Raw genomic sequence first — 13,090 nt, forward strand, 5'->3', positions numbered from 1 at the left:
TGAGGAATAACGTCCTTTGAATGGAATTTAAAAAAAATATGATTCTTGGTTTTAATTTTACGAATTATAAATAAGTAATTTAAAATAGATTTCGGGTTTATGTTTACAATAATGTCTTTCTATGTGATAATATTATATATTTTGTAAAAATGAAATATGAATATGTATGATAAAGATACAGGAAATTATGTATAATATAATTGTTTATGTATTACAAAAGAAATAAAAATAATATACTGGAGTTGAAAAAATGAAAATAGGATTTGATCATGAAAAATACTTAGAAGAGCAATCTAAATATATTTTAGAAAGAGTAAATAATTATGATAAGCTGTACTTAGAATTTGGTGGAAAGCTATTATTCGACCTTCATGCAAAGAGAGTGCTACCAGGTTTTGATGAAAATGCTAAAATTAAATTATTACATAAGTTAAGAGAAAATGTGGAAGTAGTTATTTGTGTATACGCTGGTGATATAGAGAGAAATAAAATAAGAGGTGACTTTGGAATAACATATGATATGGATGTTATGAGACTTATTGATGATTTAAGATCTTATGATTTAGAAGTTAATTCAGTAGTTATAACTAGATATAATGACCAGCCATCGGCAACAGTATTTATTAATAAACTCGAAAGAAGAGGAATAAAGGTTTATAAGCATAGAGCTACAAAAGGATATCCTACAGATGTGGATACAATTGTTAGTGATGAGGGATATGGTAAAAATCCATATATAGAAACTAGTAAACCAATAGTGGTAGTTACAGCACCAGGTCCTGGAAGTGGAAAGTTAGCAACTTGTTTAAGTCAGTTATATCATGAATACAAAAGAGGAAAGGCGGCAGGGTATTCCAAATTTGAAACTTTTCCAGTATGGAATGTACCATTAAAGCATCCTTTAAATATAGCTTATGAAGCAGCAACAGTAGATCTTAAGGATGTAAATATGATAGATTACTTCCATTTAGATGCATATGGAGAAACAGCAGTAAACTACAATAGAGATCTTGAAACATTTCCTGTATTAAAAAGAATAATAGAAAAGATTACTGGTAAGGAATCTGTATATAAATCGCCAACTGATATGGGAGTTAATAGAGTAGGGTTTGGAATAATAGATGATGATGTTGTTAAAGAAGCATCAAAACAAGAAATAATTAGAAGATACTTTAAAACAGGTTGTGAATATAAAAAAGGTTATGTAGATAAAGAAACTTTTGAAGCTGCAAAACTTATCATGGAACAGGTTAATTTAAAAGAAGAAGATAGAAATGTGGTTTTACCAGCTAGAAAACGTGCAGAAAATTTAAAAGAAACAGTAGATAAAAATGAGATAGTGCCAGTTATTGCATTAGAGTTAGAAGATGGAACAATAATCACAGGTAGAAATACTCAAACTTTAGATAGTTCTGCTTCAGTTTTAGTAAATGCAATTAAGTATTTAGCAAATATTTCAGATGACATTCATTTAATATCACCAGTAATATTAGAACCGATAATTAAATTAAAATCTGAAACTTTATCAAGTAAAAATGTTGCCTTAAATTGTGAAGAGGTTCTTATAGCATTAAGTATTTGTGCAGCAACAAATCCAATGGCTCAAGCAGCAATGGATAAATTACCACTACTTACAGGTGGGCAAGCACATTCAACAATAATAATTCCAACTAATGATGAACAAACTTTCAGAAAGCTTGGAATAGATATAACCTGTGATGCAGTATATCCATCAGAAAGCCTTTATTATTAATTACGTGCATAAGTGCAACGATATGTACTGTTTAATTAAAATAGGAAATAACCTAACGGCTATTTCCTGTTTTTTATTCAGCTATATTTATAAATTCAAAGGTTTTAACATTGAAAAGCCCTTTATCTGTAATTTTTATGTCAGGTATAACTGGCAGTGATAAAAATGATAAAGTTAAAAATGGATTAAAGTTTATTGATGGAGCAATTTTATCAATGGCAGCATGTAATTTTACTAAATCATTTATAACCTCATCAGCACTTCTATTAGTAATTAGACCAGCAATTTCTAAGCTTAAAGAAGCAAGAACTAAACCATTTTTCACCACAACTATTCCACCACCTAATCGCTTAATTTCATTACAAGCTAGAATCATATCAGTATCATTAGTACCACATACAATTAAATTATGAGAATCATGAGCTACAGTAGTTGCAATGGCACCAGATTTTAATTTTAATCCTTTAACTACTCCTAAACCTATATTACCTAAATTATGATGTCTTTCTATTACAGCTATCTTTAATAAATCTTCATCAATAGATGGGATGAAAGATTTATCTAAATTTAATGCTGAAATATTTATTTTAAGATGATTAGTTTCTAAGTTATTAGGTATGATTTCAATTACATTTAATTGTGTCTTATTTTCAAGAGATATATTAAAGCTTTCTTTTGTAAGCTTTGGAATATTAATAGTTGGCTCAATGTTAATTTCCGTTAACTCAACAGAGCTATTAGTAATTAGTTTATTATCTTGTACTACAAGTTTACCATTTTTATAAACAGAAGAAATTTTAAAGGTAACTAAAGAATCAAGAATGATAAAGTCTGCAATATATCCAGGAGCAATGGCACCTTTTGTTTTTAAACCATAACATTCGGCGGTATTTAAAGTAGCCATTTGAATTGCTGTCTCTGGACGTAGTCCATCACGGATACACATTTTAATTGAATTATCAATGGAACCATTTTTTAATAAATCATCTATATGTTTATCATCTGTACAAAGACAAAGTCTTCTGCTATTATGTATTGAAGCACCTTTAACTAGTTCATTTAAATTTTTAGCTACAGTACCTTCTCGTATAAGTACGTACATTCCCCTACGAACTCTTTCAATAAGTTCCTCATAAGTGTGACATTCATGATCAGTTTTAATAGATGCAGCAGCATAGCTATTTATTTTATCAATATCAAAGCCAGCTCCATGACCATCTATAATGGAGTTGTTTTCAACTGCATCATAAAGTTTACATATCATATGTTCACTACAGTTAATAACTGATGGGCTATCCATAACTTCTGCAAGTCCTAAAACTCTTTTATTATCATATAATGGCTTTAGGTCTAAGTTATTTAATATAGCACCAGAATTTTCAAAAGGAGTTGATGGAACGCAAGAAGGAAGCATAAAGTAGAAATCTAACGGTAAGTTTTCACTTAAATCCATCATAAGGTTAATGCCTTTTATACCTAATACATTTGCAATTTCATGGGGGTCAACAATCATAGAAGTTATTCCATGAAGTAATGCGGCTTTATAATATTCTTTAGGTGTTAATAGTGAACTTTCAATATGAGCATGTCCATCTATTAAACCAGGACAAATGTACTTTCCAGTACCATCAATTTCAGTTTTTCCTTTATATTCACCTATACCTACTATATATCCATTACAAATTGCAACATCAGAAATGAATGTAGAGTTTTGAAAAACATCTACAATGGTGATGTTTTTTATGACCAAGTCAGAAATTATTTGCTTAGATGCAGCTTGTATGTTTTTGATAAATACATCTTTTTTCATTAATAAATCCACCTCTTTATATGTACTTAACCTTCGTGGACTTTTCTTCATAGTAAATATCATTTACGGTGATATTGTAGAGACGCTTAAACCGTATTATTAAGCTTATACGAAAGTTATTGTTTATATTATAGTAATTTTACGTAACTATGTCAAAGAATAATTTATATAAGCACCAAGATAGTTATAAATTGAAAATAATAATAAATATGAAAAAAAAAGTAAAAATGATTTAGTAGAGGAAAGGGAGGAGAAAAAATATAGATAAGTATTTCGAGAGATTTACCTAAATTTAAGGTGTTAAGTGACGAAAATATTTTTTAATGAATAATGAAAGAGATGTTTCACAGGATATAATAAAATTATGCTGAAAAGTTGTTAATGTATGAGGTAGTGTATATAATTATAAGTATGTTTTTAAATAAAAAGTAGGTGGTGAAGTATGTTAGGTCTAATAGGGATAAAAAAGGGTGTAGATGTAAGTATTAGAGAAAAATTAGTGATTTCACCAAGAACTAAAGATTTAATAAGTAACTCATTGAGAAATATTACTGATGAATTTGTAATATTAAGCACATGCAATAGGACAGAAATTTACTTTAAAGGTCAAGGCATAGATAAGGAATTGATATTTGAGGTTTTAAATTGGGATAAGAGTCTTTTAGAGTATGTATTTTACATAGATGGTGAAAGTGCTGTAAAACATCTATTTGAGCTTGCTTGTGGTTTTCATTCCAGAATATTAGGTGAGGATCAAATCTTAGGTCAAATAAGGGATGCTTATTTAGAAGGAGTTGAAAAAGGATATATATTTTCAGAGCTTATGAGACTTTTTGAGGAAGCCATAAGCTGTGGTAAAAGATTTAGGAGTGATACTAAGCTTTATGAGATTCCAGTATCATCGTCTTCTATAGCTGTAAATAAAGTTATAGAAAGTAAAGCTGAAAAATTAATGGTTATGGGTTATGGAACTATAGGAAAGCTAGTGATTAAATATGCTTTAGGTACAGAGCTTAAAGAAATAAACATAGTAGTAAGAGATAAGAGTAAAGTAGAGAAAATTACTGACCAGAGGGTAAATATATTAACTTACAATGAGGCTAGAGAAAGATTAAATGAAATGGATGGGTTAATAAGCTGTACAGCAGCTAGCCATCTTGTAGTTGAAAAATATCATATAAATAAGGAAGGTAAGAATATATTATTGATAGATTTAGCCATGCCAAGAGATATTGATCCACAGCTTCAGAACTATGAAAGAGTACAACTTTTAGATATTGATAAGATAAGTAAGCTTGATGATGAAAATAAGCATTTAAGAGTGGAAAGAATGCAAAAAAATAAATATATTATTGATAAATACATAAAAGAATATATGAATTGGTTGAATTTAAGATGTGTTACCAACTATATTAAAGAATTTAAAGATTCAGGTGATTTTATCGTAAGCCATAGAGTTAAATCTTTTGAAAATAAATGCAAGAATAAAGAAGATGCTAAATTAGCAGAAATACTGATAAAAAGTACGGCAGATTATTATATAAATAGAGCCATAAAAGTGCTAAAGAATGAAAAGGCAAAGGGTAGGGAAGAACAGTGTCTAAGAATTTTAATGGAGATATTTACGAAAAAATAGAATATATGCCAATAACTTTCTTTGCTAATACTTTAAGAGTTGGTATTATTGGAGGGGGAAGAGGTTCATATATTAAAGCAAAGACTTTAAGTAGTAATGGAGTGGAAGTGGAAGTGCTATCAAGAGAATTTATTGATGATTTCCAAAATATTTCAGTTACATTAATAAAAAAAGAATATTATAAAAGATTTATTGAAGATAAACATATGGTCATAATAGCTATATCAGATGAAGAAATTATAGATAATATAATAAGAGATTGTAATTCTTTAGCTAAAATATATATTAATTCTGCAAATTTTAAAAAGGGTATGGGTGTTATTCCAGTGAAAAGGGAAAGCAGTAATATTTTAATGAGTATAAACACCAAGGTTGGTAATCCAAAAGGTGCAGTGATGCTGGCTGATAAACTTCAAAAAGAAATTGTAGGATATGATGATTTTATGGAGTTTACAGGAAATTTAAGAAATACTATTAATATGGAAAATGCAGAAAAGCTAAAGCTACTTTCCTTTGTTAACAGTGAAGATTTTAAATATATATTTGATAAAGGTAAGGGGAAAATAGTATTAGAGTTATTTTATAAGGAGAAAATAAATGAATTTGATTTTAGCAACAAGAAAAAGTAAGCTTGCACAGAAACAGACAGAAACTATTATTGCAATGCTTAAAGAAAAGCAAAAGATAGATGCAAAAAAATTATTAGTAGTTACTGAAGGAGATAAAAGACTAGATGTAACTTTAGATAAGATTGGTGGTAAAGGTCTTTTTGTTAAAGAAATAGAATTTGCTTTATTGGAAGGAAAAGCACAAGGGGCTGTTCATTCAATGAAGGATGTACCATATGAATTAGCAGAAGATTTTGAATTAGTAGCAATGCCAGAAAGAGAAGACGTAAGAGATGTTTTTGTATCAAGAGATGGAATTTCCTTAAAGAATTTAAGAAAAGGAGCTATAATTGGAACAAGTAGTATTAGAAGAGCAGCACAATTAAGAAAGATAAGAAGTGATTTAAATATTGTACCTATAAGAGGGAATGTAGGCACTAGATTAGAAAAGATGAAAAATGAAGGTATGGATGGGATAATACTTGCAGCAGCAGGTCTTAAGAGACTTGGCATGGAAGATATAATAACAGAATATTTAGATCCAAAGGTATTTATACCGGCTGTCGGTCAAGGTGCATTAGGAATTGAATGTTTAAAAAATAGTGAAAGTAGAAAATATTTTAAGGCACTAGATGATAAAGATACAAGAATTGCTGTAGAGGCAGAAAGAAGTTTTATGAAAAGGCTTAATGGTGGATGCCATACATTAATAGGATGCTATGCTGAAATAAAAAAGGATAATCTTTATATCATAGGAACATTTGAAGTTAATGGCAAAATAGTTGTTAAAGATATAACTGGAAAAAAGGATGATAATATACAATTAGGTATTAAATTAGCAGAAAGCATATTAGAAGTATAGGAGGATTAAAAATGGGCAAAGCATATATAATTGGCACAGGGCCAGGAGATGAGGAGTTATTAACTGTAAAAGCAGTAAAGGTATTAGAAAAATGTACAGCAGTTCTTTATGATAGGCTTGTATCTAATAATATACTAAATTATTTAAAGGAAGATTGTGAAATATATTATTGTGGAAAAGAGCCAGGATGTCATTATAAGACTCAAGAAGAAATAAATGAGATGATTGTAAGTTTGGTAAAGGAAGGCCATGTAGTAGGTAGGATAAAAGGTGGAGATCCATATGTTTTTGGTAGAGGAGGCGAAGAAGTATTAGCTTTAAAGGAAGAAAACTTAGAGTTTGAAGTTATTCCTGGAGTTACTTCTCCTATAGCAGTACTTAATTATGCAGGTATTCCTATAACTCAAAGGGGAATGTCACAAGGATTCCATATAATAACTGGTATGACAGCAGCTGATGAAAAGATTAACTGGCAGGTATTAGCAAAGGAAATAGGTACTTTAGTATTTATGATGGGGCTTGAAAATATTGAAAGAATAATGAGTAATTTATTAGAAAATGGTAAAGATGGTAGTACACCAGCTGCTGTGGTTATGAGAGGTACATCGTCTAAGCAGAAAAAAGTCATTGGTACTGTTGATGACATATGTGTTAAGGTGAGAGAAGTAGGATTAAAGTCTCCATGTATCATAGTGGTTGGAGAAGTAGTATCATTAAATGAAAAATTATCATGGTATGAGAAAAAACCTTTATTTGGAGCAAATATTTGTATAACTAGATCAAGAGAGCAATCTTCAAACTTAAAAAATAAGTTGCGAGATTTAGGTGCAGAAGTTACAGAAATTAATTCTATTAAGAGAAAGTCTACAATGGATAATCTAAATGAAGTAAAGAAAAAGATTGATAAATATGACCATATAATTTTAACCTCTGTAAATGGAGTAAATATGTTCTTTGATTATTTAATTAAAGAGAAAATAGATATTAGAACTATTAAGGCTAATTTCTCAGTTATAGGAAAAGCAACAAGAAAGGCTTTAGAGGCTCGTGGAGTAATGCCTTTTATCATGGCTAGGGAGTTTGTAGGTGAAGGATTATTTAAAGCACTTAATCCATATCTTAAAAAAGGAGAAAATGTACTTATTCCGTGTTCTTCAAGTAGTAGAGAGTATTTAAAGGAAGAAATAGAAGCCTTAGGATTAAATGTTGATAGAGTTCATACTTATGATACAGTATGCGGAGATATGAAAAACAAAAAGGCTCTTGAAGAAGTAGATTATGTATTATTCACAAGTCCAAGCACTGTACATAATATGATTAATGTATTTGGTAAAGAAGAAATAAGCAAGAAGATATCAATAGCCATTGGTAGACAGACTGCTAAGGCATTAAAGTCTAATGATATTCATTGTTATACTTGCAAAAAGCATTCAGAAGAAGGATTTTTGGAAGAAATAATAGGTATAAAGGAGGAATATGATGTTTAGAAGAGGAAGAAGATTAAGAGATACAGTAATTATAAGAGATCTTGTAAGAGAAAATGAGCTTAGTGTGAAAGATTTTATCCTTCCTATTTTTGTGGTGGAAGGTGAAAATATAAAAAGAGAGATAAGCTCTCTTAAAGGAAATTATCATTGGTCAGTAGATAGACTAGGTGAACTTGTAAAGGAATTAAAGGAAACAGCAGTAAGATCAGTAATAATTTTTGGTGTGCCAGAACATAAGGATTGTAAAGGAACAGAAGCTTATAATGAAGATGGAATAGTTCAAAAAGCCATAAGAAAGCTTAGAGAATTAGATGATGAACTGTATATAATAACAGATGTATGTATGTGTGAGTATACAGATCATGGACATTGTGGAATCCTTCATGGAAAGAGCATAGATAATGATGAAACTTTAGAGTATTTAGGAAAGATAGCTTTATCACATGCAAAGGCAGGTGCACATATGATTGCACCATCAGATATGATGGATGGAAGAATTGGTCATATTAGAAAGGTTTTAGATGATAATGGCTTTAAAATGACACCTATAATGAGTTATGCAGCAAAATATGCATCAGGATTTTATGGTCCATTTAGAGAAGCAGCTGGTTCAGCTCCACAATTTGGCGATAGAAAGGGATATCAAATGGATCCTGCTAACTCAAGAGAAGCAATGCTAGAAATTGAAGCAGATATAAATGAAGGGGCAGATATTATAATGGTTAAACCAGCTATGTCATATCTTGATATAGTAAGAGAAGCAAGAAATAGATATGATGTACCATTATGCGTATATAATGTCAGTGGAGAATATGCAATGGTTAAGAGTGCAGGAGAAGCAGGACTAATTGATGAAAAAAGAGTTGCTTTAGAAATGCTTATGTCTATGAAAAGAGCTGGTGCAAAAATGATAATGACTTATTATGCAATAGAAGCAGCAAGATGGTTAAAGGAGGATAGTAATTAATGAGAAATGAAGAAATATTTATTAAATCAAACGAATATATGCCAGGTGGAGTTAATTCACCAGTAAGGGCATATAGGGATATGGGAATAAATCCTCCTGTGATGAAGAGTGGAAAAGGTGTAATAATCAAAGATGAAGATGGTAAGGAATATATTGATTTTGTATTAGCATGGGGACCTATGATATTAGGCCATTGTAATGATGAGGTAGTGACTGCCATAAAGGAAATAAGTGAAAGTGCAATAGCCTTTGGAGCACCAACAGAATTAGAACTTCAAATGGCAAAATTTCTATGTGAGGAAATGGATAATGTTGAAATGGTGAGAATGGTTAATTCAGGAACAGAAGCAACTATGAGTGCCATAAAACTAGCTAGAGGATATACCAAGAAAAATAAAATAATCAAATTTGCTGGATGCTATCATGGGCATTTTGATGGATTCTTAGTAGAAGCAGGATCAGGTGTGCTTACAGAAGGCATTGCCGGTTCTCTTGGTATACCACAAGATAGTATAAAAAATACATTAATTGGTGTTTATAATGATGCAGAACAAGTAAGAGGATTATTTGAAGCTTATGGTGATGATATTGCAGCTGTTATTATTGAACCAGTAGCAGGTAATATGGGTGTTATTAAAGCAGATAATGAATTTATGGAAACTCTTAGAGTGCTGTGTGATGAGTATGGCGCATTACTTGTTTTTGATGAGGTAATGAGTGGTTTTAGAGTTGCTTTTAAAGGAGCACAAGAATTATTTAATGTAAGCCCTGATCTTATAACTTATGCTAAGATAATGGGAGGTGGACTTCCAGCAGGTGTTTATGGAGGAAGAAAAGAAATAATGGAAAATCTTTCACCTCTAGGGGGAGTATATCAAGCTGGTACTATGTCTGGAAATCCAATAGTTATGTCAGCAGGACTTGCTACGCTTAATATATTAAAATCTAAGCCAGAAATATATGATAAAATAAATTATTTAGGACAAATGTTACAAAAAGGTGTAGAAAGTATTGCTTCTGAAAATAATATAAATGTAGTGGTAAATAGATTTGGTGGAATGATGACCATATTCTTTACTGATAAAGATACTGTAAGAACATATGAAGATGCTAAAAGTTGTAACTTGGAAATGTTCAAAAAGTATTTCTTATGTATGAATAAGAATGGAATAAATATTCCTCAATCGCAGTTTGAAGCATTATTTTTAAGTAGTGAGCATAATGAAGATCATGTTAAAAAATTCTTATCAGCTTTTAAGGAGTTTGCGGAAAATGAATTCATTGTTTCCATATAGTGAAATACACAATTTATATCTTGAAATGATTGACTTTTCTGACAATTTACAAAAAGGGGAAAAAGTTGTATTATTATTAAGGTCATATAGGTGTGATAAAGAAAAAATATGTGATTTATAGGAGGAAGTAGTAATGTATAGAAAAGAGATTGATAATTTATCTCATTCAGCTGAAGTTAAGATTGGATTATTTAACAAAAGCGTGCCAAAGTACTTAACATCAGCAATGCTTGGAAGCTTATTTGTAAGTTTAGGAATTATGCTTATTTATTCTATTGGTGGAATAATGCATCATGCTGATATTGGAACCTACAAAATAGTAATGGGATTATGTTTTGGTGTTGCTTTAAGTTTAGTGTTCATGGCAGGTGGAGATTTATTTACTAGTAATGCTATGATAATGACTATAGGTGCTTTAGAAAATAAAGTAACATGGCTAGATGCAGTGAAAATATGGGTTGCAGTTTGGATTGGAAATGTAATGGGTGGTGTTATAGGTGCATGCCTATATGTTTACAGTGGTGCTGCTTTAGGAAAAAGCGATTATATAGGTGAGTTTATAGTAGAACAAGTTGCTATAAAAATGGGAACTCCTTCTGGACAATTATTTTTAAGAGGATTACTTTGTAATATATTAGTTTGTTTAGCAACTTGGATGTGCTATAAATTAAAAGAAGAAACAGCTAAATTAATAATGATTTTCTGGTGCTTATTTACATTTATAACTGCAGGTTTTGAACATAGTGTTGCTAATATGGGATTCTTAACTATGGGATTATTACTACCACATGATGCAGCAGTTACAATTGGAGGATGGTTCCACAATATAGCTTGGGTTTCCCTTGGAAACTTTATAGGTGGAGTATTATTTGTAGGATTACCATATTATTTTATTACTGATAAGAAAAAATCTACAAAAGAAGCTGAGAAAGTAGCATAATAAAAAAGATACAGCAAAAGCTGTGTCTTTTTTAATTGATTTTGTAAATCCACCCTTCAGGTGCTTTTATATCACCAAATTGTATCCCATAAAGAATTTTATAAAGTTCTTTTATAACAGGACCTACTTCAGTTTCACTATAGAAGACATGAAGTTTACCTTTATATTCAATTCCACCAATAGGAGTTATGACAGCAGCAGTACCACAGGCACCTGCTTCTTTGAATTCATCTAAATTATCTATATATACCTCTCGTTCATAAACAGGCATATGAAGATATTTTCTAGCTATTTCCATAAGTGAATATTTTGTGATGCTCGGCAATATGGAAGGTGATTTTGGTGTAACAAATTCATTGTTTTTTGTAATACCAAAAAAGTTTGCTGCACCAACTTCTTCAATTTTGGTTTGAGTTGCTGGATCAAGATAAATACAATCGGCAAAGCCTTTGTCAGCAGAGAGTTTGTGTGCTTGAAGAGAAGCGGCATAATTACCCCCAACTTTTGTATGTCCAGTTCCACGAGGAGCTGCTCTGTCATATTCAGCTACATTAAAATTGCAAGGAGTTAATCCTCCTTTAAAGTAAGCACCTACAGGGGTACAGAATACTGAAAAGATATACTCAGGAGCAGGTTTTACGCCAATGTTATGACCAACACCTATGACGAAAGGTCTTAAATATAAAGTTGCACCACTACCATAAGGTGGAACAAAATGTTCATTTGCTTTTACTACTTGTATACATGCATCAATAAATTTTTCCACAGGAATTTCTGGCATAAGAAGTTTTCTTAAGCTAGAATTTAATCTTTCAGCATTTCTATCAGGCCTGAATAATTGAATTGAGCCATCTTTTGTTCTATATGCTTTTAGCCCTTCAAAGCATTGTTGTCCATAATGAAGAGCACAAGATGCTTCACTAATATGGAGATAATTATCATCAGTAAGTGATCCTTTATCCCAATTACCGTCTTTCCAAGTTGATATATATCGGAAATCAGTCTTTATATATTCAAACCCCAAGTTATTCCAATCTAAATCTATAATTTTACTCATAAGTATCACCCTTTTTTATTTATTTTATAATATTTTACCACTACTAACATTAATATGAAATGATAAATGTAGAAAAATAATATTCAAAAATATAAGTAAAATAGTATATAATCAATTTATGATATTGTATGAGGAGGATAAAAATGAATAAAGAAATAATATCAACTAAAAAAGCACCATCAGCAATTGGACCATACTCTCAAGGAATGATAGTAGGAGATTTAGTATTTACTTCTGGTCAAATTCCATTAAATCCTGAAAATGGAGAATTAGTAACTGAAATTAGCAAAGCAACTGTACAAGTTATGGCAAATCTTTCAGCTGTCTTAGAAGCAGCAGGAAGTTCTTTAGAAAAGGTGATTAAAACAACGATTTTTCTTCAAGACCTTAATGATTTTGAAAAAGTTAATGAAATTTATGGGGATTCAAGGATAACCTACCAGCAAGAAGTTGTGTACAAGTAGCTAAGTTACCTAAGGGAGCAATTATAGAAATAGAGGCTATAGCTATTAAATAGTATAAAATTCAATGAAAAGTTTAAAAAAAGCTAAATTATTATTAAAAATGATTTAGTTTTTTGATTAAAAATTTACATATATTTAAATAATATTTAGAAAAATAAAAAATAAGCAGAAATGCCTGTTATTATAGCAAAATTTGCAGTATAATAAGTAC

At 30.4% G+C, this 13,090-nt stretch carries 11 protein-coding genes, 1 pseudogene and 1 riboswitch; of the genes and pseudogenes, 10 read left to right on the forward strand and 2 right to left on the reverse strand.

Going from position 1 to position 13,090, the window contains the following annotated elements; all coding sequences use genetic code 11:
- The first annotated feature begins 250 nt into the window (after positions 1-250).
- Positions 251-1,753: a DUF1846 domain-containing protein gene (locus tag BHW04_RS08860; RefSeq protein ID WP_302699401.1), complete on the forward strand. Its 1,503-nt coding sequence runs from the start codon at positions 251-253 to the stop codon at positions 1,751-1,753.
- Positions 1,754-1,826: 73 nt separating this feature from the next.
- Here BHW04_RS08860 and ade read toward each other — a convergent pair whose 3' ends face one another.
- Entirely contained in the window at positions 1,827-3,563 is a 1,737-nt protein-coding gene (gene ade / locus BHW04_RS08865; RefSeq protein ID WP_302623298.1) for an adenine deaminase, read from the reverse strand.
- A 30-nt stretch (positions 3,564-3,593) separates the two neighbouring features.
- Positions 3,594-3,696: riboswitch (purine riboswitch) on the reverse strand.
- A 309-nt stretch (positions 3,697-4,005) separates the two neighbouring features.
- Here ade and hemA point away from each other — a divergent pair.
- The 8 genes from hemA to BHW04_RS08905 are packed head-to-tail and all read left to right on the forward strand — an operon-like array spanning position 4,006 to position 11,358.
- The gene (gene hemA, locus BHW04_RS08870) at positions 4,006-5,199 is read left to right on the forward strand and encodes a glutamyl-tRNA reductase (protein ID WP_022213138.1); all 1,194 of its coding nucleotides are present in this window, start codon (positions 4,006-4,008) and stop codon (positions 5,197-5,199) included.
- Positions 5,160-5,828 carry an NAD(P)-dependent oxidoreductase gene (locus BHW04_RS08875; RefSeq protein ID WP_022213137.1) on the forward strand — a complete coding sequence of 223 codons (669 nt, stop codon included), beginning with the start codon at positions 5,160-5,162 and terminating at the stop codon, positions 5,826-5,828. The genes hemA and BHW04_RS08875 overlap by 40 nt, the downstream gene beginning before the upstream one ends.
- A complete protein-coding gene (gene hemC, locus BHW04_RS08880) occupies positions 5,797-6,669 on the forward strand; it encodes a hydroxymethylbilane synthase (protein ID WP_022213136.1) in 873 nt (290 codons plus the stop codon). Before BHW04_RS08875 ends, hemC begins: the two co-directional genes overlap by 32 nt.
- An 11-nt stretch (positions 6,670-6,680) precedes the next feature.
- Entirely contained in the window at positions 6,681-8,156 is a 1,476-nt protein-coding gene (cobA, locus tag BHW04_RS08885) for a uroporphyrinogen-III C-methyltransferase (protein WP_302623297.1), read from the forward strand.
- Complete coding sequence (gene hemB, locus BHW04_RS08890) at positions 8,149-9,123, forward strand: porphobilinogen synthase (RefSeq protein WP_302633243.1); 975 nt, start codon at positions 8,149-8,151, stop codon at positions 9,121-9,123. Before cobA ends, hemB begins: the two co-directional genes overlap by 8 nt.
- Positions 9,123-10,418 (forward strand): glutamate-1-semialdehyde 2,1-aminomutase, encoded by a 1,296-nt coding sequence (hemL, locus tag BHW04_RS08895; protein ID WP_022213133.1) that lies wholly within the window; start codon positions 9,123-9,125, stop codon positions 10,416-10,418. The genes hemB and hemL overlap by 1 nt, the downstream gene beginning before the upstream one ends.
- Complete coding sequence (locus BHW04_RS08900; protein WP_186834543.1) at positions 10,396-10,539, forward strand: hypothetical protein; 144 nt, start codon at positions 10,396-10,398, stop codon at positions 10,537-10,539. The genes hemL and BHW04_RS08900 overlap by 23 nt, the downstream gene beginning before the upstream one ends.
- A 12-nt stretch (positions 10,540-10,551) precedes the next feature.
- Complete coding sequence (locus BHW04_RS08905) at positions 10,552-11,358, forward strand: formate/nitrite transporter family protein (protein WP_022213131.1); 807 nt, start codon at positions 10,552-10,554, stop codon at positions 11,356-11,358.
- Positions 11,359-11,389: 31 nt separating this feature from the next.
- Here the strand turns inward: BHW04_RS08905 and BHW04_RS08910 are convergent, their stop codons facing one another.
- Positions 11,390-12,415: a branched-chain amino acid aminotransferase gene (locus tag BHW04_RS08910; RefSeq protein ID WP_022213130.1), complete on the reverse strand. Its 1,026-nt coding sequence runs from the start codon at positions 12,413-12,415 to the stop codon at positions 11,390-11,392.
- A 143-nt stretch (positions 12,416-12,558) separates the two neighbouring features.
- Between BHW04_RS08910 and BHW04_RS08915 the strand changes: the two are divergent.
- Positions 12,559-12,932, forward strand: a pseudogene (locus BHW04_RS08915) (RidA family protein).
- Positions 12,933-13,090 lie beyond the last annotated feature (158 nt).

Source organism: Clostridium sp. 29_15 (assembly GCF_001916075.1).
Classification (GTDB): Bacteria; Bacillota; Clostridia; order Clostridiales; family Clostridiaceae; genus Clostridium; species Clostridium lentum.

Bases quoted from the DNA above. Each gene is read 5' to 3' on its own strand.
- hemL (WP_022213133.1), top strand. From the start codon at position 9,123: ATGAGAAATGAAGAAATATTTATTAAATCAAACGAATATATGCCAGGT.
- BHW04_RS08910 (WP_022213130.1), bottom strand. From the start codon at position 12,415: ATGAGTAAAATTATAGATTTAGATTGGAATAACTTGGGGTTTGAATAT.
- hemB (WP_302633243.1), top strand. From the start codon at position 8,149: ATGTTTAGAAGAGGAAGAAGATTAAGAGATACAGTAATTATAAGAGAT.
- ade (WP_302623298.1), bottom strand. From the start codon at position 3,563: ATGAAAAAAGATGTATTTATCAAAAACATACAAGCTGCATCTAAGCAA.
- BHW04_RS08900 (WP_186834543.1), top strand. From the start codon at position 10,396: ATGAATTCATTGTTTCCATATAGTGAAATACACAATTTATATCTTGAA.
- BHW04_RS08860 (WP_302699401.1), top strand. From the start codon at position 251: ATGAAAATAGGATTTGATCATGAAAAATACTTAGAAGAGCAATCTAAA.
- cobA (WP_302623297.1), top strand. From the start codon at position 6,681: ATGGGCAAAGCATATATAATTGGCACAGGGCCAGGAGATGAGGAGTTA.
- BHW04_RS08905 (WP_022213131.1), top strand. From the start codon at position 10,552: ATGTATAGAAAAGAGATTGATAATTTATCTCATTCAGCTGAAGTTAAG.
- hemA (WP_022213138.1), top strand. From the start codon at position 4,006: ATGTTAGGTCTAATAGGGATAAAAAAGGGTGTAGATGTAAGTATTAGA.
- hemC (WP_022213136.1), top strand. From the start codon at position 5,797: ATGAATTTGATTTTAGCAACAAGAAAAAGTAAGCTTGCACAGAAACAG.